Here is a 20,874-nt window from a genome sequence, read left to right as displayed (position 1 = left end):
ATAAGTTTACTAAATTATCTTTTATCAAACTTGAGAAAAGTCTTTTATAATTAAAGTTTCTCTTCCCATATCCAAATTGGCTCCTGAAGAACGATGGATGTAAGATTACGGTTGATTCTTTTTGAATTCACCGTCATCTCGTTGCTAAGAACGATCACTGTTAATTCCTCGTCATGTAGCCGTGTAACATAATGACGGAAACCACTTGGATATCCTCCTGAATGCCCAACTGCTTTTTTCCCCATGACATCTTGAGTATACCATCCATATCCATATTGATACGGAAACTTTTTAGCATGGGTCATACTCATCAGTTCTGATGTTTCTTTGCTTATCAATAAATTATTACGCAGGGCTCTGTCAAACCGTTCTAAATCTTCAACTGTAGAAATGATATCCCCAGCTGCATACGCTGCAGAATTATGCATTAAGGGTCCGGCTTTCCCCCCTACATGTCCTTCCGCTTTTGGTATACCGGCCGAAACCGTAAACATAGAATTAAACATGTTACTTGGCTCAAAAATATGCTCTTCTATATAATTTGCATATGACTGTCCGCTGACTTTTTCAACAATAAGTCCTAACATCACATAACCAGTATTACTATAACTAAAGCTTTTACCTGGGGTAAACTCTAATTCAGAATCGCTAACGGTTTTTACAATATCATTTGGATTCCATTCTTTGCTGTAGTCAAATTCGAAATTCGCCTTTAGATAATCCGGAATTCCCGAGCTATGACTTAGTAGATGACCTATTGTAATAGACTCTCCATTCGGAAAGTCTGGAAAGTATTGCGAAATTGGATTATCTAAGTTTAGAAGTTCCTTTTCTACTAGTTGCATGACTGCTACTGCAGTGAATGTTTTAGATAATGAAGCAATCTGATAGAGCGTGCTTGGGCTATTAGGTAAATCAGTGGCTGCCAATCCATAACCTTTTGTAAATAAAACTTCACCTTCCTTTGCAATTAGGACGGTTCCCTGAAATTTTTCATTTGTCAAATATTGATCGATTTTATCAGAAACGCTTCCAGATAAATTACTATGGTTGTTACGTCCAAATAATAGCAAAGCTACTATAGACACGATTACAATAACAAGAATAGTAATAGAGAAAATTTTTAAGAATTTTTTCATATTTATACCTCTCAGTCTATTTCTTTATAGCTTATTAAACACTCCGTATTTTAAGGAATGATTTTCCATTTTACTAAATCATGATCGGTAAAGGCATCAAATTTACTCTCTTCTGTTTTAGGTGTTTCATTGTTAATATCGAACAATCTGGATATCTATCTTTAGAAAGACGATCTTCAAAATGTTTAGGAGCAAAAATGGAGATCCTCTCATTATCATCAAAAGGAAGCCGGTGCATTCCCTCCGATCCATCCATTACGGCTATCATTTTCACTCGTTTGAAAAAGATGCACTCTTTTCGTTCTTTGAGAATTTTTAAATCTTTCATTGTAATCTCCCTTCTCTATTTACATTTCGAGTGTTACCATCCTGTTCATCTTTCACCATACTTCGACATTAATCGAGTTAAATCCTACCAAAAAGGGGATTGGCCCTGTTTAAAAACGTCAAAAGCCCGCCCAAAGGCAGGCCTCTTTATTTGAGATGTGTCCTCGAACACATATTATTGTGTAACCCTGTATCTCCTATTCCTTCTCCGCGAAAACGACGATGGTCAAAACAATTATCGGCACACAGTTGATTAGCATTCAAGCCACCTCTGAATTCAAACAATTAAAGCTCTATTTCACCTGCTTGATCTTGCTCTAGATGAACAAGTGGAATAGGAGAGTAAATAAACGTATCCCCGTCGTTTTCAAGCTTATACATGATACAAAACAAAGCTGAACCTCGCTGATCGCCACTCGGTATAGAGAAAATCATGGCTGGACAGCGCAGCTCAGCAGAATGAACGCTTGCACACAGATCTTTATATGTTACAACAGCAAGGTTGTCGACATCAACGAGATGCTGTTGACAATCCCCAATAACTTGCATGTAATACTCTATATTTTGATTATACTTGTTCGCAAAGTTCTGCTTATACTCCTCAATGCTAAGAAAGCAACACTCCCAATCCAAAGGTGGGATACTTAACACATAGCGATAGAATTTCAATTTTCTGATTCCTCCTCTTTTGCAATCGAGCTATTATACGCGATCATTTATGCATATAAGTATTTTCGGATAGATCTATCCCTCTTGAGTATATACAGAAAAGAAGCAGGTTTCCCTGCTTCTTCCTACTAAGTTCCGTCAATACTTCTTCGATTTAATTGTCCTTCTTCACCAACAAAGCCACCGACTCCACATGACTTGAGTAACGGTCTGCCTCGGACCAAATTTTTCCGAATAGACATTGTACGTACAACCCTTCCAAGATCATCTAGCAATCGGGAGGTTAGTAAACTCTACGGAGCGTTTATTGAAAGGGGAAAATATACTTGATACTCTAAAATTACAGGAGGCGGACAATATCGATTGCATCAAGGTGGGAAGGCTAATTCAGAGTCTTCGTAAAGAGAAAAGAATGACTCAAAAAGAATTAGCCCTTCTTATGAATATTAGTGATAAGACGATTTCAAAATGGGAACGCGGATTGGGGTGTCCGGATGTATCCTTGCTTGGGGAGCTATCCAACATATTAGGAGTAAATATCGAGAAGATTTTATCCGGAGATTTAAATCCGAATGAACAGGACGGAGGAAATATGAAGAACGTAAAATTTTACGCGTGTCAAAGCTGTGGCAATATTATGACCAGTACGGGGGCAACAAGCATTTCATGTTGCGGCAGGTTACTGGAGCCGCTGCTTTCCAAAGCGGAGAACGATGAGCACGAAATAACCGTTCACGAAATTGAAGAGGATTACTTTGTTACCATTAAGCACGAGATGAGCAGAGACCATTACATATCTTTTGTAGCCTATATTTCGTATGACAGGGTGATGCTCATCAAATTGTACCCGGAACAACTCGCAGAAGTACGCTTCCCCAAAATGTACGGCGGAACGTTGTATACGTATTGCAACCGACATGGATTATGGAAATATGAGAAAAAGAAATTGGGATCAAGGAGGGTCACCTGAAATGAGAAAGGCGCTACTAATTATTGACATGCAGGTTATGCCCTTTGTATGGAAAGATTATGGTGGAAAATCTCTTTATCAGGAAGAGAACCTGCTAGAAAATACAAGGCGATTAATTGATAAAGCTCGAAAGGGAAATTCACCCGTATTCTATATCATGTTTACTGAGCCGCATGGTTCTCTAAGATCGGAGAATCAACCGCTATGGCAAGTGCATGAACAGATCGTTCCCCTTGCACATGATCATATCATTATTAAACATTACGCGGATTCGTTTCTAGATTCCGAGCTCCATCCCCGGTTACGGGATCAAGGTATTGATACTCTAGTGATATGCGGCGTACAAACCGAATATTGCGTGGACACAACGGTGAAGAGTGGTTATTCGCGCGGCTACAAAGTAGAATTGGCAGAGGATTGCCACAGCACTTACGATTCAGATGGATTAACGGCAGAACAAATCATAAACCATCATAATAGCATTCTTGCCCAATTTGCTACAATGGTTCGCTCGAGCGAAGTCCAGTTTTAAAATCCAACTGATTATGAAAAGGTGAGAAGGATATTTTCTCCTCTTATATAGAACGACTATTAGCAGATCAAGCACTTGTTGTTACGGAAAACGATAGTCCATCGGCTAGAAAAAAAGAGAGGGCGAAAGCCCCTCTTTACTATTTCCGCCAATACACCTCAACTATTAGTCGTTCCTGACCAACAGTGAGCAACACTCCACATGTGTCGTCTGCGGGAACATATCCACTGGCTGTACTTCAAGAACACGGTAACCGCCATCCGCCAGCACCCGCACATCCCTTGCCAACGTAGACGGATTGCAGGACACGTACACAATGCGCTCAGGGCGCATGGCCAGCATCGTGTCGAGCAGCGCCGTATCGCAGCCCTTACGCGGCGGGTCGACGACGATGACGTCAGGCGTTACGCCCTGCTCCTTCCAGCGCGGGATTACGTCCTCAGCCGCGCCAACGGCGAACTCCGCATTCGTCACGCCGTTCAGTTCGGCATTGCGGCGTGCATCGGCGATCGCTTCCTCGACGATCTCGACGCCAAGCACTCGCTTCGCGCGCTGCGCCAGGAACAGCGAGATCGTCCCGATGCCGCAGTACGCGTCAATGACCGTCTCGTTCCCTGTCAGGCCAGCATACTCCACCGCCTTGTCATACAGCACTTCCGTTTGCACCGGATTAACCTGATAGAACGAGCGTGCGGATATTTTGAACGCGATGTCCCCGATATAATCCGTAATATATTCCGAGCCCCACAATACGCGGGTCTTCTCTCCCATGATGACATTCGTGCGCTTCGTGTTGATGTTCTGGCAGATGCTTGTCAACTGCGGCAACGCTTCAACCAGATCGGCGACAATTTCCGCCTCATGCGGCAACTTCTCCCCATTCGTCACGAGCGTAATCATCTGCTCGTCCGTACGGAAGCCGACACGCATAATCGCATGACGAAGAAGGCCCGTGTGCGTCTCTTCGTTGTACGGCGCGATGCCGTACTTGCGGGCAATCCGCTTCACGGCGCGCATTGCCTCATCGTTCCGCTCATGCTGGAGCAGGCTTACATCCGTATCGATAATCCGGTGGCTCGCCTTGGCGAAATACCCCCCAATCAGCTCGCCCGTCCGCGGATCGGCCCCGATAGGCATCTGGCTCTTGTTACGGTAGCGCCAAGGATGCTCCATTCCAATGACCGGCAGCACCTTAATCGGCGGCTGCCCGTCTGCGTCTCCAGTCTCGGCTCCATGCTCCACCTGGAACTTGCCTATCCGCTCCAGCACATCGACGACATGCTGCCGCTTCCAGCGAAGCTGCTCGCCATATTCCAGATGCTGCAGCTGGCAGCCGCCGTACGCATTCACTGGATGCTCCAGTTCCACCCGATGCGCGCTGTCGATGAGCCGCTCCAATACTTTGGCATAGCCGTACTGCTTCTTCACCTTCAGCACGAGCGCCCGCACCTGCTCCCCCGGCAGCGCGCCGCTGACGAACAGCGTGAAGCCGTCCGCCCGGCCGACGCCTTCCCCGTCATGGGTTAGCCCAATAATATCCAGCACGACCTCGTCATTCTTGCTTACCGGAGCCGAAGCGGACTTCTGTCCCGCCTGGCCGCGCTTCTTTGCCGTGGAGCCCTCCGCCGTTCGCGCCTCGGCCGAATTCGCCTCGGCGGATTTCGCCCCGACCGCTCTAGCCCTGACCGCTGCCGCCGTTCCCCGGCGTTTCCGGCGCTCCGCCCCGTTGCCTAGCTTTTTCCCTGTCACAACAACATCCTCCGCTCTATCGCTTGCTGTTCCTACATGTCAATATGATGCTCTAGTTGCCTTCCACCAAACCCGTTCGACATCCAAGACCGAATCTTGCTAACTTGATTAAGAGTATGTAAGTATGATAAGCCTGCTATGAGCCTGCCTTCTATATATACAATACACATCCTATGCCGGAATCCTCTATGGCCACATCATGTATTCAGGTACTTTCCGAGACATGCGCTTCTTCCCCAAAGTTCGTGCGTACCGCCGCTTCAGGAGCCATGCTTCAAAAGACAACCAGAGCTCTCGCGCAAACGATACACCAATCCCAGTCAATTCCCCTTCAATTTCCCTTTACTTTCCCTTCAACAGCTGCAAAAAAACTGCAAAAGTGCAGTATTTCCACCAAGCTCTCTTTTTGGAAAAAGGAAGCCTGCAAATATACATCAATTTCGCCTCATAACCGCCTATATTCGGACTTTTCGTTCAAAATACTGCATCCTAGCAGCAATTCTACAAAATAGATACGCACAAGCAAAAAATTACTGTATATTTGCAGGATTCCCGCAATTAACTGGACTACTTTCCTTCAGACAGGTGCAGCAGCCAACCGTAATCGCACCAGGTATCAAAAAACCGCAACCTTCCCCAGCACATCCATCTTATCAAAAAAAGACCTGGCCCCGCCTCACCGGCAGCAGGCCAAGCCCTCCAGCTTCCGCAACGCATACGCACGCCCCGGCCGAGGCCCTAACAGGCCGCAACGCCGTACACCACGCAGCCGAGTCCATAACACGACCGCAGCGCCATCGGCCCGAGCCGGGGCACAACAGAGGGCGCAACACCATTCGCCCGAGCCAGGGCAGGGCGCCATAGCCATACCCGGATCCGAGGCAGCAGCATCGCCATAAGCAAGGCTGCGTTGGCACTCTCAACATTGGCTGCTTCCCCCCACCGCCGCGCCCACCGCAGACGAGCGGGATGCCATGCCTATCCTTGCTCTGGCTGCGCCTCCGGAACGTCGGCAAAAATCCGCAAATGCGACGGCAGCACCTGGAATGTTCCCGGCAGCAGCCCGCCGTATTCGCCGTCCAGATTCAACTGCACCGTATCCGGCGACGTCACCGTCACCCGCTTCGACTGGACGTGGATAATGAGCGGATCGAGAATATGATCGCCCCGCAGCGCCATCCCCGCCACGCGGATGAACTCCGCCAGATTGCATTTCTTCAGCATGATGACATCGAACAGGCCGTCATCGATGCGCGCCCCCGGCGCCAGCTTCTCGAAGCCGCCGACCGAGTTCGTATTCGCAATCAGGAACAGCATGAACTCCTCATGGAACACGCCGTGGCCGTCCACCTCGATGCGCAGCTCCGTCGGCCGCAGGCTCGTCATCTTTTCCAGGCCCTTCATGTAATAAGCCAGCTGTCCGATCATCGTCTTCAGCTTGCTCGGCACCTCATACGTGAGCTCAGTCAGCGACCCGCCGCCCGCGATATTGATGAAATACGTGTCATTCGCCTGCCCCAGATCGATGACGCGCGTCTTCTGCCGGGTAATAATCGAGCAGGCGTCCTCCCAATGGCGGGGGATGCCCAGCGCACGGGCGAAATCATTCGTCGTGCCGAGCGGAATAATGCCAAGCGGCGGCCGTGACGGCTTGCCGGCCATGCCGTTGATAACCTCGTTAAGCGTGCCGTCCCCGCCGGCGGCGATGATCATGTCATAGCCCCGGTCGATCGCATCCGCCGCGCTGGCTGTCGCATCGCCCGCGCCATCCGTCGCATGCGCCGTCGCCTCGATCCCGGCGGCATCCAGCATATGCAGAATGTCCGCCAGCCGCTTCTTCCCTTCCTCCCGCCCGGAAGTCGGGTTATAGATTAATCTTGCTTTTTTTATCATTCCTTAAGTCACCCGTTTGCATTCTATTCCCATTCCGGCGCCATGCCTGCTCCGCATCTCCCTGATGCCGGGCACCTTCACAGATTGATTACTTACTTGATTATACTATGGAAAATCCAACATATCACTGTGAAATGCGCCGTCGAGCATCATTCCCGATCCTGCCCGAGCTGCCTGAGCTTGTCCGAACCCAGCCGCCAGCGCCCGGCCACCGCATTCAGCCGTCCTCGGCCTTCATCCCGGCCAGCAGCCGCTCTCCCTCGCGGGAGAGCCACTCCACCAAGGCCGGATGCGGCAGCAGCGGGCGCCCGTCATAGAGCGCCGGCACATCGCCCAGCCGCTCGGGAATAACCCGCGCCGTAAAATAGCCGGTGCTCAGGAACACCGGCACCACCGCCACGCGCCGCTCCCGGCGGCCGAGTCCCGCCGGGCCGCGGCCTCGGCAAGCGCCGCGCGTGCCGCCAGCGTGCGGTCGCCCGCCAGCAGGCCGGGCCCGCATCGGCGGGCATCACCGCCAGCGCCTGCTGCAGCTTGCGCGCCGCCGCGGCGATGTCCTCGCAGCAGAGCAGCGCGTGGGACGCCGCCGCGCAGGCGCTGCGCTGCACGAGCTGCCGCGCCAGGCGGCGCAGGCTCGCGTGCCAGCGGCCCGCGAAAGGCTCGTGGCGGCTGCCGTGCGCCACGAGCAGCGCCGCATCGCCCGCGCCGGCGCCGAGGCCGCGCAAGCGGTCCTCCACCATGTGGAGGAGGACCGTGCCCGCCTCGGGCTCGCCTGCCGGGCCATCACCGCCCGGCCCGTCCCCGCCGCAAGCCGCGGCGAACAAGGCCGCCCCGTCCAGCGGGCGGCCGTAGCGCACCTGCGCCCGCAGGCGGAACGGCGGCAGCTTCGTGTCGGCGAGCGGCGCCGAAGTGACGCCGAGCGCATAAGCTATCTCATCGACATGCGTGCTTCCGCCCGATATGAACAAAGGGATGACGCCAATGGCATCCACCCCTTGTGCCTCCAGCTCATCGATGCCGTCCTGAATCGTACGTCCCGGCACGCAGTCCAAAAAAGAAGAAGCGATCGGCACCCCTTCCGGCCACGCCGCCTGCGCCATCGCTTCATCTACCAGTGTAACCCAGGAACCGTCGGGAGAACCGTGGCTAATCACCAACAGGCCCGGGCGCATCGCTTAGCGCCCCAGACGTTCCAGCGTCATTTTATAACCGTCATTGCCGTAATTCAAGCAACGCTTCACGCGGGAGATCGTCGCCGTACTCGCGCCCGTCTCCGCTTCAATCTGATTATAAGTGCAGCCCTTGCCCAACATGCGGGCTACCTCCAGCCGCTGGGATAAGGATTGGATTTCATTCACCGTGCACAGATCATCAAAGAAAATATAGCACTCTTCGAGCGACTCCAGCGTCAAAATCGCTTCAAACAGCTGGTCGATCGATTTATCATTCAATTTCTTCAATTGCAACCTTATCCACTCCTACTTCTTCGCATGTAATTTCATTGTACTGCCTTTACAGCGCCTTTTCAAGCGTTACCGTGTTCGTGCTTTAATGAATAAAGGCATTCATAATAGCGCTTTCACGAAGGATTGGGCGTCCACCCACGGGCGATCGTCCACACGTGTTGTTCGCCTACCACATACTGTATAGTAACCTATCCACAAATACAATCCAAAATATGACGATTGTGCAAAAGTCATACGGCAATTTCCCGCCGTCTTTTTGAACACGCACACGCATGATGATTTTAATGAAAAAGGTCGTGATGAGATGAAAGTACCTCACCGCAATGGGCGGCCTGGCATTCCGGATCCGGTGGAGCTGATGTCGGTGCCTCGCATGCGCGGACCCCATGCGATGCATTCCGCATCTCCGCTGGCCAGGGAGCGGGCGGCCCGGAATCAGGCCCGGGCCCGCCCCGCCGGCATCCGCATGAACACCCGGAGCTTCAACGGCCCGCCTCCCGGATTGCCTGCTGGATATCCTGAGTTGTCCGGGTATACGCCTTACCAGGAAGCGCCTATCGTCCCGTTCAATGCCGTCGCCGAGACGCCGATTGAGGTGGCCGCTCAGCCGGAGAAGAAGCTGCTGGGCAACTTCTCCATGGGCGATCTCAAATCGATGATCGACAAGCTCGGAGGCATCGAGGGCATCGTCGATACGATGGGCAAAGTACAGAAGATTATGAGCAGCGTCCAACAAATCATGCCGGTGGCCAAAATGTTCATGGGAACCCTTTTGCCCGGCAAAGGAGGTGGAAAAAAGCTGAGCACTGCGGATGGCGGTGACGACGCACCGCGCAGACGACGGAGATATTCGAGCGGCAGCCCGCGCTCGGGAAGCGGCAACCGCCGGAAATCGACGGCCAGCCGTACAGGCAGCGCCCCACGGCGTAAAAAGTAGCCCCCGCACCGCGAACGGCACTCGTCCACACAGACAGGAAGCATAGCTCCCAGGCATATCAAAAAGCCGACTCCACCGAGCCGGCTTTTCCCCTTTTTAATAAAACAGAAAATCAATGACTTTGAGGATCAACATCGATAATCCCGCACAGATCGGAATCGTAATGAACCAGGTCACCACGATGCGTCCAGCCATGCCCCACTTCACCGCCGAGAACCGCTTTGCAGAGCCTACCCCCAGAATAGCGGAGGTAATCGCATGCGTAGTGCTGATTGGCAGATGCGTAAGCGTAGCGGTCATGATAACGGAAGCAGCCGACAAATCGGCGGCAAAGCCGTTGATAGGCTCAATCTTGAATATCTTGGTGCCCATCGTCTTAATAATCTTCCAGCCCCCGATCGAGGTCCCGAGCGCCATCGCGGTGGCAGCCGCGAGCTTGACCCACGTCTGAACCTCCATATCCTGCTGCAGACCGGCAGCAACCAGCGCGAACGTAATAATCCCCATCGCCTTCTGGGCATCGTTCGTGCCGTGCGTGAACGATTGGAACGCGGCCGTAATAATCTGGCAGGTGCGGAAGCCTTTGTTCACGGTATGCGGACTGCGCCTGCCGAAAATCCATTTCAATATCGTCATGACGATATAACCGACGACGAATGCGATAATCGGCGAAATGATAAGTCCGATGACAATGCTGTTGAAGCCGCTCATATTGAGCTTGCCGGCACCGGCTCCCGCGAATACCGCTCCAGCCAGCGCGCCGATGAGCGCGTGTGAGGACGAAGACGGAATTCCGAACCACCAGGTGACCAAGTTCCAGATAATCGCCGCGATAAGCGTGGCAGTAACAATCTCAAGCCCGTTGTCGAGCTGCGCCGGATCGGCGATGCTTCCCCCGATCGTCTTCGCGACGCCGGTGAAGGTCAACGCGCCGGCGAAGTTCATCACCGCCGCCATTAGAATGGCCACGCGCGGAGGCAAGGCCCGCGTCGAGACCGACGTGGCGATGGCGTTCGCCGTATCGTGGAAGCCATTGATGAAGTCGAACGCCAGGGCCAGGAAGATAACGATTCCGATGACCCAAAAATTTACATCCATTCCCATTTAATCACGATTGCACAGAGCCGGTAGCCGGATGCGTCCGCGCAATCCCCAACCTCCTTCGTACCTTAGCTTGCCTATGCTACGACAGTTATCAGGAATTCCGCATGACGATCGATTCCAGCTGATTCGCCACATCCTCGCAGCTGTCGGTCGTCTGCTCCAACCGCTCATAAATGTCTTTGCGCTTGATTAGTTCTATTGGATCGGTCACATCTGCGAACAGAGCCCGAATGCCGCGGCGGTAAATATCGTCAGCCGCATTCTCCAGCTCGTTAACTCGAATATTGTGCTCGCGAATAGCCAGAAGTTTCTTTTCAGACAACAAGCGGATTGCCTTTTGAATCTCGTAGGTGCTGCGCTTGATGACATCGGCAAATAATACGACGATCTCGTCCCGTTCAAGCAATTGGTACATGTCGAAACGCGAGGCGCTAGCCTCCATGCCGTCCAGAACATCATCCAGAGCCGTTGTCAGAGCCATGATGTCTTCCCGCTCAATCGGCGTAATGAACACCTTATTGAGCTCCGTCAAAATGGTGTGGGTATAAACGTCGCATTTGCTTTCCAGTTCCTTCATTTCCTTCGTGAACGCTAAGACGTCCTGCAGATTTTCTACCCCTTGTGCGAACGTTTCCGCTGCCTGGACGAGCGTATCCGCCATATTTTGCAGCGTTTCGAAAAACACGTCCCTTTTCTTGAACATTCCGCGATCTCCTTTGCAATCAATATTGCGTATGTCTGGTACTGCAAACTTTTCAAGCCTTACATATCTTATCACATGACCCGGTGGTTTTGTAAAGAAAACGTAAATGGAAAGTGAGCATTTGTCGAATCTTGTAGCCGCAACCAGACCTAGAAATCATACTTTTTCGACAAGTTTCATGACTTTTCGAAAAACGCTTGAAAGAAGCGTGTTCATTGCAATTTTTTTCAAGCTGGAATGATGTCCTATCACCCCCACCAGATCTCGGCGCCCGGCCGCCATCTCCCCTCCTGGGCCATACCGCTCGAGCCACTTGGACTCCTTCCCGCTTCACCTTCAGTCTCCCGCTATTTTCCAATACCCGGAGGGAGGCCGCTCCAATCCGCAAGTTGTCCGTGCTCAGCGCTGTTCCCGTCACTATCGAGATACATCTCCCCATTCACCCATCGGGTATAGTTTCCGCTCTTTTCCTCATCGTCATACCGCTCCGTATTCGATTGCATCAAGGACCGGTTTTCTAGCCGCTTCATAGAGGTATCCGTTGCGCTCCCCCGGCTTCCTCAGGCTTGCTGTCCCCAAGACCGCTATACCCGACTGCTCCGGCCCGGTCTGAGCCGCTTCCCGTTCCACCGAACCATTATTGCCGCGCTCTGGGGCCGATAGTGTCACCTGCTCAAGATTTGTTTATAGATTATGCTTCACATTGCGAAATGACTCACGCCAAATGGCCGGGCAGAGCAATCTGCAACAAAAAAACGGAGCAGCGCCCCGCGCTAGCTCCGTCGTTCGAACTCCTATTCTAAATGCTCCAATTCGCCCATTCCTCCTGGCGCTTCTCCCACTGCTTCAGCCAATCCAGCGTGCAGTCGAACAGCTTCTCCCGGTGTTCTCCGCTCGAATACGTATGATCCGCCTGGAAGACGATCTCCTTATCGCACTGCCCGTCGCCCCGCATCCAAAATATTTTCTGATAAAGAAAGCTGTAATCGGCCGGAATGACATCGTCGCTCGTCCCGTGAACAAGCAGCACATCGCCGTTGAACTTCGGGGCCTCCTGGAACGGCTGATGCCTGCCGAGCGCATCGAAATACGTCTGGGTGAAGGAATAGCCCAAATAATCGGACTGACCGCGCGTCACCGCTTCATCATACCGCTCCCGGCCGACAATGCGGACAATATCGTTGAACGGATAAGCGACGGGCGACCAGAGAATGAGCCGCTTCACCCGCACATCCCGGACGGCCGTCAGCAGCGCGACCGCGCCGCCGAGACTATGTCCGATAATCGTCACCCGCTGCGGGTCAACGTTGCCGCACCCGAGTGCGTAATCAAGCACCGCCCCGGTCTGCTCGATCATATCATCCAGACCGATCCGCCCATATTCCCCAGTGCTCTCCCCGCAGCCGGCGAAGTCGAAGCGCATGACGATATGGCCGATCTCCGCCAGCCGCCGCGCCGCATTGACGAACAAGCGGTCGACGCCGATTCGGCTCCCGACGAAGCCGTGACAAATGATCGTAACCGGCACGCGTCTCTCCTCGCCCAACTCATAAGGCGCCCGCGCCCCCGGATAATGTATCGTAGCGGCCAACCGTTCGTCCCGCCACCGGATATCGACATGTCGTTCCATCGCTTCTCCTCACCTTTCCCGCCGCAATTGTTCTTGTTCTCCGGCATCCGCGCACCGCTCGACTCCGGTCATCTCCAGTCATCTTACAGGCATCTCCCAGGTATCCCCAGACATCTCCCGGATATTCCACAGATACCCCCAGATATTTCCTAGACATCCCGAATGTCCAACCCAATGCACAATACATATCCTATAATTCCGATTAATTTACTTAGTTATTAAAATAAGTGTACTCCTGGATCGCCCCAGTGTCAACCCTGTAAAGGTTAAGATTTATGTCCTCCAAGCCATCTGCCAACGCAAGAAAGCCGCAGTCTCCGCTTGCGCGGCACTGCGGCCTTGCCCGGCTGCCCTGCCAAGCAGAGCTGCCTATTCATCACTCGTACAGCCCGTAAGAACGCTGCACCATCTGATGCGTCTCCAACGCACCGTCTGACATGCCTGCATGCAGATGGTCACTGATGGCATCGGGATCACCCTCGAATGAAGAATCGGCTTCCTCCGCTCGATGCATCGCTTCCATGGCAGAGGCTTCCTCCTGCCCCCGGCTATGCTCCTGGGACAAGTACAACTGGGTCAGCGCGTGACCCGGCGGATATGGATCCTTCATCAGTCGTTCCTCCCACCGTACGAAGATTACGACATTAGTATGAGGAACCAGCCATAAATTATTCTCCTTGCTTCACGTCCCGATCGGTCAATATGCCATGGCACAGCATCGTCATCAGCTGCTCCGCCAGCGTGCGCAGGCCGAAGCCGCCCTCCAGCCTCCCGGGCTGGGACATGAATTCCTTCATCGACATTATATACAGCACCATCAGGTGAGGCGACAGATCTTTGCGAACCTGCCCGGCCTGCTGGGCGCGGAACAAGGCTTCCTCGAACACGGGAATGACCCGGTTCTCCTGATAGGACATCAATTTCGCGAAGATGGCCGGATAATACTGGACCAGATCGGAGATGAACAAGGGCGAGATCTGATCGAAATCCCGGTAATTCATCAGCCGCTCGAACAGAGCGCGGATATCCTTAGCCTCGGACATCACCGTCTGCATGAGCTGGAACGATTCATCCATTAAGCGATCGAGGATCGCCTCCAGCAGTCCTTCCTTGCTTTGAAAATATTTATAGATCGTCATCTTCGCCACCGGCACGGCTTCCGCGATCTGTTCCATGCTCGTCTCTTGAATGCCTCTTTCAAAAAACAAGCGCTCCCCGGTCTCCAGAATTGCTTCTGCTTTCCCCTTCACCATCGATCAAGTCTCCCCCTTCGCTGCCGCCTCCAATACTCGGCTTCGAGGGGACATCCGGCTACAGATCCCGCCGGGACAGCCACCATCGGCCGCCTGCCAAGCCCCCTGCGTATAGCACTATCGTAATGAATACCGCAGGCCATGGCAAGCTTCCGTCCAGGAACAGGTCTATGCCGCTGAAGGCGGTGAACAGGCTGAGCCGGGACAGCCAGGACAGCGATTCATGCATGCCGGCAAGCATATGGAAAAGAAAGGACAAAATCACAATGCCGATGCTGACCGCCATTCCCGCCCGTTCGGAAGAGACGGCGACCGACAAGGCGTAGCCGATACCCGCAAAAGCCAACGCCGTCAGTACGCTGGCCGCCGTATATAGGAACAGGATTCCCGGATCCCTTACCGTGCTGAACAGGCTGCCGAACAATAGCGTCGCCCCATAGCTCAGCGCCGCGATCAGCAGCAACCCCGAGACATGAGCCGCCGCCTTGCCTAGGAAGATGCGGCAGCGGGACAACGGCAGCGTGTACATGAAATCGGCTGTCCCCGCATCCCGCTCCCGCACTCCGGCCGAAGCGGCCCAGATCGCGGCGAACGCTCCCAGCAGGAGCATATAAAAAACGAGCGGCTCGCTCGCCATCCAGCCTTCGAAGCTGGTCATTAATTCAGCATGCAGGCCAAATCCTTCCAGCACCGCCGGCGGGAACTGCTCCAGCAGCTTCAGCATATCCTCATTGCTCATATACAGATCGCCGAACCCGGCGAACATCATCTGGAACAGCACGATAATGAGCGTCCAGATGACGAAGCTTCTCCGGTTCGTCCGCCATTCATATCGGAACAGCTCGCGCATGATTATTCTCCCTCCTTATCGTCGGCGGCGCGCTTTCGTTCCGGTGCGGGCGGCGACGCTTCGTATTCCGCCATGAACAACTGCTCCAGCGTCGGCTGATCGATGCGGATATCATCGATATCGTAAGCCGACAATTGCCGCAAAGCGGCCTGCAGCGGCCGCCGCAGCGTAAGGCGGTGCTCGCTTCCGTCGAAAGAGACTCCGGGATCGATCACGGTCAGATCATACGCTCCGATCTGATTGCCCGGCTGCCGGAACCGGATATGAGCGATGCGCTCATCCTTGCCCGGAATCCGGTCCACCTCACTCACGCGCAAAAGGCGGCCGTCGCGGATGAAGGCGACGCGGGAGCACAGCTTCTCCACCTCACTCAGCACATGTGTCGAGAAAAACACCGTCGCCCCGCGCTCATTATGCTCCCGCAGCATATCGAAAAACGTATGCTGCATCAGCGGATCAAGGCCTGATGTCGGCTCATCCATGACAATCAGCTCCGGCCGGTGAAGCAGACATTGCACGATGCCCAGCTTCTTGCGATTGCCCAGCGAATACGACTTCACCCGCTTGCGCACATCCAGCCCGAGCCGTTCGGCATCGGCCAGCGCCGGCGTCTCCTTCAGCCGCTTGCCATGCACGCGCGCCGAGAAATCCAGCACCTCCAATCCGGTCAGATCATCGTGAAAATGCACCTCCGAAGGCAAGTAGCCAATCCGTCGGCGCAGATCAGGCCGATCCCGATCCACCCGCTGCCCGAACAGCTCGATCGTGCCGGAGGTCGGATGAATCAACTGCATCAAGGTGCGAAGCGTTGTAGACTTTCCGGATCCATTCGGTCCAATAAATCCGAACATCTCTCCCTGCTTCACTGTCAAATGAAGCTGTTCAATCCCGCGCTGTTGCCCGTATCTTTTCGTCAAATCAGCGAAATGAACGACATCCATCTCATCACGCTCCATTTATACTCATATCAAATTACAAGTACAATATATGCCCGAGAACCAGAATTCACAAACCCGATTTATACCCCAAAAACACAGAAAGTATATACCCAATCTCGCTAACCCTCTTTCATCCTCATTACTTCTCCCCCAGACACGAGAAAAGCATGCAGACCCCGCGGCTCGAGATTCTGCATGCTTATCCTTCAAGTTCTTATTTCTATTCCCTTCAACCTACAGCTTACGGCGTCATGTGGCATCAAGCAGATGCGTCCACACGGCAGGCTATGGCTTCACCACCTTCTTCCATACTCCGCTCCCTTCATCGGCTGCCTACAGCTTCACCGGCCGGGCCGTTCAGTGCCACTCCTCATCGGCATCATCGGACGTGACCGGCGGCGTCGCATCATTCCCGCTGGACAGAACCTGCAGATACGGCCTGTGTTCGACCGCCTCCCGGCTGTTCATGCTCGCATAGCGGTTATCGACCGTATCGATGCCGATGCTGATAATTCCGTCACCGGACAGCTCCGATTGAACGAAGGAAGTGACAACGAACGCCTTCCACCCCGCTGCCGTATCGAAGGAGGCCGTATCCAGCTTCTGGCCGAACGCTGGCTTCCGGTTCCAGGTCACCTCCGCTTCCACCCAGCTGTCATCCGCTATCGCAAAAGCCGTGACGTCTCCGGGCTGATCCATACTCCCGTACACCCACAATTTAGCGGCATTCACCTCGCCCGTGCAGCCGCCCAGATCGAACTTGAAGAACGTCTGGCGCTTGAAGCCGCTGCCCCCGTTCCGCGCTACCAGGTAAGTAGAGCTGCCGAAGTTCGTATTGGCATTGGCCCCATCCCATACGAAGGCGTCGGCAATAGGAGCGAACTGCTCATCCTGAATCGGCGGAAAATAAACCGGCGCCTCCGCATCATACGTCAGCTTCACCTGATGCGCCGTCCCCAGCGACCCGGCGGCGTTCACCTTCAGCTGAATCGTTGGCGTCGTCCGCAGGACGGTCACGGCGTCCGATTTCGACAGCACCTCGAACCCCGGCTTGCCGATCTCGAGGATGAGGCTGCCTTGGTTTTTCGTCGGATCCGACACGGACACCGCCAGCTCGTTCCCTTCTTCCTTCACAATCACCGACGCCGGCTGTTCGCTGCGCACGAGATCGACCGTTCCCGCTTGCCAAAAATTGACCGCAGTCAAGCCAAGCCGCGTCTCCTTCACCGCTTGAATATCCGCCGAGTTCCGGAGAACCTCGACATCAGGCCGGTCGCTGTACGCCTCCGTCGCGGCCGCATCCTTATTCGGAAGGAGCACGTAGGAGTAGGCAGCGTCAGACGGCTGCACTCCATGCTCCAGCGCCAGACTGACATAATTCCGGGTAATCGGCTCCCCGGAATCACCCTGATTAATGTTGCTCCACGCGCCGGTCCGCGCTTCCCGCAGCCCGGTGACGGCAGCCGGCTCCGGGAAATAATAGCCGATATCGGCTCCCGGGCCGTTGCCTTCCAGATGCGCCCACCGGACGCCTTCCACCGTATCCGACCAGCCAAGCTGCGCCGGCTGCGTCTGTCCATTCATCGTCAGTGCGTTCTCTCCGTTGGCGTTAATTTTGCGGTTCTCTACGATCGTCTCGATCTTCCGGTTATCGGTACTGCGAATTCCGGCGCCCAAGGCGACGATCTCGTCATCGAACAGGAACCATGATTTTTTGCCGGCGAGCATGCTGTTGTCCGGATTCAGATCCATCCCCGCAGCGCCATACCGCCCATCGATGGACGTGCCGCCGACCCACGACTTCGACGTCGTCTTCGGAGACCGGCGCGGGGCGCCGTCCGATGTGGTGCCCGGCAGCCGGAACGGATCCACCGTCGGCCAGAAGCCATCGTTGAACTGCAGCGCATCGGCATTGTACAGGAACGTCATCCCTTCCCCGATATGCCAGCTCGTGATACTGTCACTGATGCTGTTCTCATAATTGGCGATGCGCGAGGAAGACATCTCAATGCCGAAGGCATAATCCTCTCGCAGATGGGATATCCGATCCATCCCTGCGAAGGTTGTATGCCCGATCCGCTGGGGATGTGAAGGAATGTCCGGATTGTTAATGACCGACCGCAGCAGCACAATGTCAGCCACCCCCAACCCGTCATAAGGCCGAGTCCGCGTCGTATCGGACAGAATCCAATGTTTGACCATCCCGTTGAAATCATCTGCGATCTCCTTCGGCGCATACCGCGCCATGCGCAGGATGCCGGTGAACGGCGGATTCTTCTTCTCGAAGCTGCGGAACCGCGCCCTCCCGAACACCATGTCCATCATTTTGCCCCGATAGACGAGGGGCTCATAGGAATCCGTCACCCAGTGGTAGGCATGCTCCAGCTTCGGGTCAGTGATCGCCCAAGGGGAATCGGCCAGCACGGTCAGCAGCTTGCCCATATCGTTCAACAGCACGCCGCCATAGCTCCCCGTATACGCGATATTGACATGCTGAATGAACGATCCGTCCCTATAAAATCCGTCCCCCCGGGTCACATAATCGAACACCTGGCTGATCGCGTCGCGGCCCTGCTCGATCTTCCCGCTCCGCTTCTCAAGCACGCCCCGAATAATCACGACGAGCGCCTTATCAAGCCGGTTCGCCCCGGTCTCTACAAGACTTGGCAGATTCGTCCGCCGCGTCGGGTCCGGCACGAAGCGGTCCACCGCCTTCATGTAATTCCCAATCTGCTGCGGCGTCAACGCATCATACATAAGCACGACAGTATCATTCAGATTTTGCGGGGTGCCGATCTCCCAGTCCCACCAATTGCCGGTCTCGCCTTTGCTCTCGTTATAGCGGTTGGCATACATCCAGTCCAGCCCGCCGACGATATCCCGCTTCATCTCCTCGTTCCGGTAGAGCGCCGAGCCATACGTCGAATAAGCGAGCGCCATCTGCTTCAGCCGCACATACCCAGCAGACATCTGATCCGAGGCGCTACCCTGCAGATCACTCCACAAATAGGCGCGGCCCGCATCCTTGTTCATCCGATCCCATAGCCCACTTCCCTCTTCATTGGAAACATTCGAGCTCAGCGACTCGATCGCGGGTGCAATATCCGGATCCGCCGGATCATAAGCCGTCCCCCCGGTCAAAAACTCCACCCAACGCCTGCGCAGCTTATCGAACTCCGCCGCATCCACCGCTTCGAACGTTCCCGCTGCCGCGTCCACCGTTTCCGCTTCCAACGTTCCCGCTTCCGCCTGCCCCGGCCATGCCGGAAGACAGCCGACCACGAGCAGCAGAGCAAGCCAGCCCGCCGTCACGCGCCGAGCCTTCGCCCATCTTGTCAGAGCCATGTTCATCAACTCATCATTCCCTTCCAGTGAATGGAACCCCCTTCCTCCCTCAGCATAGGAAATGAGCGAACAAGCAGACAATATACCGTTTTCATGATCGGTTAACCAATTTCAAGATTCCCCTCCCGCTCGACCCGTCTTTTATTGAAAAAGGCCGCTGCATCGTTCATGCGCTACCTGCTCCTGTTCGAGAACCGCCGCAGTTTTTCCCTCTCGCTGATCGGCATTGACCTGTGAAAACACGCATGTAGATTTTTGTCGATTTTATCAATAACTTTAAAGATTCAACCTTAAATAATTATGTTAGGATAATATTGTAAAATGTTAGTGGGTTGCAACCAATCCAGCCTGAGTTGGATCATGGGCTGAAAGGCCAATAACGCAATCATAGCTGAGAGGAGGACTAATAAAACATATCCATATTTGAACCAGAAGGCCGATGATGAGTAAGCAACAATGTAAAATTGAAGGAGGTATTATTACAATGATCCATAATTCCGTGTTTAAAACTTTATTGTTGCGACAATTTGCGCATGTGATTGATTAGAAAAATGAAAATCAAACTGCTGAAAACACTTGGAACTATTTTGATTTGCGCCGGAATCCCAGGTGTTGTTATCTTTGGTTCTAAATTTTTCACTATCCTAATCACAAAAAATACAATTGACTACTACTATATGCCATTGGGTTCAATATTCGCCTTCTTATTCATTATCGGGTTGGCATTAAAGTATATCCTAAAAAAACGTTAACGAATAGAGTAGGAGTCCTCCAGTGTGCCTGCATCATCTGGGTATATTGGGGGGCTCAACTTACATATACGGAGACATTCCTAGACCCAATATAAAAAGCATATACGCCATAACGATTGAGTGATTCCTGAAAGAATGTCTAATATAGGCAAAGGACCCGCTTCTCAGTACCGACATATCGCTGATATCACCAATAACCCGATCATCCGCCATAGGGGTGAACTTATGAAGCGCAAAATCATGCACATTCAACTTAGTGATAACATGTGCCTAGACATTGAACATGAGGTTCTCTTGACACGTGGAGTTATTATATCGCTGTCGCGAGTCGAATTACGCATGGAAAATAGCACACACGGTCGCCCAACATGAATGATATGTTTACATAAGCCGAATTCGCAAAAACTTGATGGCGAAAACCATATCATATGTATTCGCAATGCCGGCTACATGCTAACATAACTATTTTGGCGCAGAGCAGAGAAACAACGATATTCGTCCACCTACAATGAAAAACACAAACCCAAAAATCGGTATACCGATTTCTTTTCATATTAAGCTCATCCCCTTTCTGTTCACTTTTAGGTTTTCACTACTTGGACAAACCAAAGATAGGTTCT

General features: G+C 53.2%; 19 protein-coding genes. 3 read left to right on the top strand and 16 right to left on the bottom strand.

Translation table 11 applies throughout. The features are described 5' to 3' along the window. Positions 1-50 precede the first annotated feature (50 nt). The 3 genes from FLT43_RS21155 to FLT43_RS21145 all read right to left on the bottom strand — a co-directional run bounded on the left by FLT43_RS21155 (position 51) and on the right by FLT43_RS21145 (position 2,135). Positions 51-1,139 carry a serine hydrolase domain-containing protein gene (locus tag FLT43_RS21155; protein WP_087443078.1) on the bottom strand — a complete coding sequence of 363 codons (1,089 nt, stop codon included), beginning with the start codon at positions 1,137-1,139 and terminating at the stop codon, positions 51-53. Between the two features lie 73 nt (positions 1,140-1,212). After that, complete coding sequence (locus FLT43_RS21150) at positions 1,213-1,467, bottom strand: hypothetical protein (protein WP_087443077.1); 255 nt, start codon at positions 1,465-1,467, stop codon at positions 1,213-1,215. A 284-nt stretch (positions 1,468-1,751) separates the two neighbouring features. After that, complete coding sequence (locus tag FLT43_RS21145) at positions 1,752-2,135, bottom strand: hypothetical protein (protein WP_087443076.1); 384 nt, start codon at positions 2,133-2,135, stop codon at positions 1,752-1,754. A 307-nt stretch (positions 2,136-2,442) separates the two neighbouring features. Between FLT43_RS21145 and FLT43_RS21140 the strand changes: the two genes are divergently transcribed. Further along, on the top strand, positions 2,443-3,105 hold the full coding sequence (locus FLT43_RS21140) for a helix-turn-helix domain-containing protein (RefSeq protein ID WP_244194237.1): 663 nt from the start codon (positions 2,443-2,445) through the stop codon (positions 3,103-3,105). A gap of 1 nt (position 3,106) precedes the next feature. Continuing rightward, on the top strand, positions 3,107-3,637 hold the full coding sequence (locus FLT43_RS21135) for a cysteine hydrolase family protein (protein ID WP_087443075.1): 531 nt from the start codon (positions 3,107-3,109) through the stop codon (positions 3,635-3,637). Positions 3,638-3,802: 165 nt separating this feature from the next. Here FLT43_RS21135 and rlmD read toward each other — a convergent pair whose 3' ends face one another. The 5 genes from rlmD to FLT43_RS21110 form a co-directional block, all read right to left on the bottom strand. After that, positions 3,803-5,386 carry a 23S rRNA (uracil(1939)-C(5))-methyltransferase RlmD gene (gene rlmD / locus FLT43_RS21130; RefSeq protein WP_087443074.1) on the bottom strand — a complete coding sequence of 528 codons (1,584 nt, stop codon included), beginning with the start codon at positions 5,384-5,386 and terminating at the stop codon, positions 3,803-3,805. 978 nt (positions 5,387-6,364) lie between these two features. After that, positions 6,365-7,279, bottom strand: coding sequence for a diacylglycerol kinase (locus tag FLT43_RS21125; RefSeq protein ID WP_174818228.1), 915 nt, complete (start codon positions 7,277-7,279; stop codon positions 6,365-6,367). 217 nt (positions 7,280-7,496) lie between these two features. Then, positions 7,497-7,664, bottom strand: coding sequence for a CbiX/SirB N-terminal domain-containing protein (locus FLT43_RS30275; protein WP_244951363.1), 168 nt, complete (start codon positions 7,662-7,664; stop codon positions 7,497-7,499). Continuing rightward, positions 7,591-8,376, bottom strand: a complete 786-nt coding sequence (locus tag FLT43_RS21115; RefSeq protein ID WP_244951362.1) for a CbiX/SirB N-terminal domain-containing protein — start codon at positions 8,374-8,376, stop codon at positions 7,591-7,593. The genes FLT43_RS30275 and FLT43_RS21115 overlap by 74 nt, the downstream gene beginning before the upstream one ends. Before the next feature lie 75 nt (positions 8,377-8,451). After that, on the bottom strand, positions 8,452-8,742 hold the full coding sequence (locus FLT43_RS21110) for a YerC/YecD family TrpR-related protein (protein ID WP_006678246.1): 291 nt from the start codon (positions 8,740-8,742) through the stop codon (positions 8,452-8,454). A gap of 304 nt (positions 8,743-9,046) precedes the next feature. On the opposite strand from FLT43_RS21110, the gene FLT43_RS21105 reads away from it, so the two are divergent. Then, positions 9,047-9,679: an oligopeptidase gene (locus FLT43_RS21105; RefSeq protein WP_087443072.1), complete on the top strand. Its 633-nt coding sequence runs from the start codon at positions 9,047-9,049 to the stop codon at positions 9,677-9,679. A gap of 96 nt (positions 9,680-9,775) precedes the next feature. Here FLT43_RS21105 and FLT43_RS21100 read toward each other — a convergent pair whose 3' ends face one another. From FLT43_RS21100 to FLT43_RS21065, 8 genes are all read right to left on the bottom strand, one after another. After that, entirely contained in the window at positions 9,776-10,777 is a 1,002-nt protein-coding gene (locus tag FLT43_RS21100; protein WP_087443071.1) for an inorganic phosphate transporter, read from the bottom strand. Between the two features lie 97 nt (positions 10,778-10,874). Further along, on the bottom strand, positions 10,875-11,486 hold the full coding sequence (locus FLT43_RS21095) for a DUF47 domain-containing protein (protein WP_087443070.1): 612 nt from the start codon (positions 11,484-11,486) through the stop codon (positions 10,875-10,877). Between the two features lie 799 nt (positions 11,487-12,285). Next, positions 12,286-13,116, bottom strand: a complete 831-nt coding sequence (locus tag FLT43_RS21090) for an alpha/beta hydrolase (protein WP_087443068.1) — start codon at positions 13,114-13,116, stop codon at positions 12,286-12,288. Between the two features lie 376 nt (positions 13,117-13,492). Continuing rightward, a complete protein-coding gene (locus tag FLT43_RS21085) occupies positions 13,493-13,726 on the bottom strand; it encodes a hypothetical protein (RefSeq protein WP_087443067.1) in 234 nt (77 codons plus the stop codon). 58 nt (positions 13,727-13,784) lie between these two features. Next, positions 13,785-14,369 carry a TetR/AcrR family transcriptional regulator gene (locus FLT43_RS21080; RefSeq protein ID WP_087443066.1) on the bottom strand — a complete coding sequence of 195 codons (585 nt, stop codon included), beginning with the start codon at positions 14,367-14,369 and terminating at the stop codon, positions 13,785-13,787. Between the two features lie 58 nt (positions 14,370-14,427). Continuing rightward, positions 14,428-15,219, bottom strand: coding sequence for an ABC transporter permease (locus FLT43_RS21075; protein WP_087443065.1), 792 nt, complete (start codon positions 15,217-15,219; stop codon positions 14,428-14,430). Between the two features lie 2 nt (positions 15,220-15,221). Next, positions 15,222-16,160 carry an ABC transporter ATP-binding protein gene (locus FLT43_RS21070; protein WP_087443064.1) on the bottom strand — a complete coding sequence of 313 codons (939 nt, stop codon included), beginning with the start codon at positions 16,158-16,160 and terminating at the stop codon, positions 15,222-15,224. Positions 16,161-16,514: 354 nt separating this feature from the next. Further along, complete coding sequence (locus FLT43_RS21065; RefSeq protein WP_127510941.1) at positions 16,515-19,502, bottom strand: polysaccharide lyase family 8 super-sandwich domain-containing protein; 2,988 nt, start codon at positions 19,500-19,502, stop codon at positions 16,515-16,517. Between the last annotated feature and the right edge of the window lie 1,372 nt (positions 19,503-20,874).

This window comes from Paenibacillus thiaminolyticus (assembly GCF_007066085.1).
Classification (GTDB): Bacteria; Bacillota; Bacilli; order Paenibacillales; family Paenibacillaceae; genus Paenibacillus_B; species Paenibacillus_B thiaminolyticus.
Note: the sequence above shows the minus strand (reverse complement) of the source record. Positions and strands in the feature narration are given on the sequence as shown.

Bases quoted from the DNA above. Each gene is read 5' to 3' on its own strand.
- FLT43_RS21080 (WP_087443066.1), bottom strand. From the start codon at position 14,369: ATGGTGAAGGGGAAAGCAGAAGCAATTCTGGAGACCGGGGAGCGCTTG.
- FLT43_RS21135 (WP_087443075.1), top strand. From the start codon at position 3,107: ATGAGAAAGGCGCTACTAATTATTGACATGCAGGTTATGCCCTTTGTA.
- FLT43_RS21075 (WP_087443065.1), bottom strand. From the start codon at position 15,219: ATGCGCGAGCTGTTCCGATATGAATGGCGGACGAACCGGAGAAGCTTC.
- FLT43_RS21065 (WP_127510941.1), bottom strand. From the start codon at position 19,502: ATGGCTCTGACAAGATGGGCGAAGGCTCGGCGCGTGACGGCGGGCTGG.
- FLT43_RS21070 (WP_087443064.1), bottom strand. From the start codon at position 16,160: ATGGATGTCGTTCATTTCGCTGATTTGACGAAAAGATACGGGCAACAG.
- FLT43_RS21090 (WP_087443068.1), bottom strand. From the start codon at position 13,116: ATGGAACGACATGTCGATATCCGGTGGCGGGACGAACGGTTGGCCGCT.
- FLT43_RS21105 (WP_087443072.1), top strand. From the start codon at position 9,047: ATGAAAGTACCTCACCGCAATGGGCGGCCTGGCATTCCGGATCCGGTG.
- FLT43_RS21115 (WP_244951362.1), bottom strand. From the start codon at position 8,376: ATGGCGCAGGCGGCGTGGCCGGAAGGGGTGCCGATCGCTTCTTCTTTT.
- FLT43_RS21155 (WP_087443078.1), bottom strand. From the start codon at position 1,139: ATGAAAAAATTCTTAAAAATTTTCTCTATTACTATTCTTGTTATTGTA.
- FLT43_RS21125 (WP_174818228.1), bottom strand. From the start codon at position 7,279: ATGATAAAAAAAGCAAGATTAATCTATAACCCGACTTCCGGGCGGGAG.
- FLT43_RS21085 (WP_087443067.1), bottom strand. From the start codon at position 13,726: ATGAAGGATCCATATCCGCCGGGTCACGCGCTGACCCAGTTGTACTTG.
- FLT43_RS21100 (WP_087443071.1), bottom strand. From the start codon at position 10,777: ATGGATGTAAATTTTTGGGTCATCGGAATCGTTATCTTCCTGGCCCTG.
- FLT43_RS21095 (WP_087443070.1), bottom strand. From the start codon at position 11,486: ATGTTCAAGAAAAGGGACGTGTTTTTCGAAACGCTGCAAAATATGGCG.
- FLT43_RS21150 (WP_087443077.1), bottom strand. From the start codon at position 1,467: ATGAAAGATTTAAAAATTCTCAAAGAACGAAAAGAGTGCATCTTTTTC.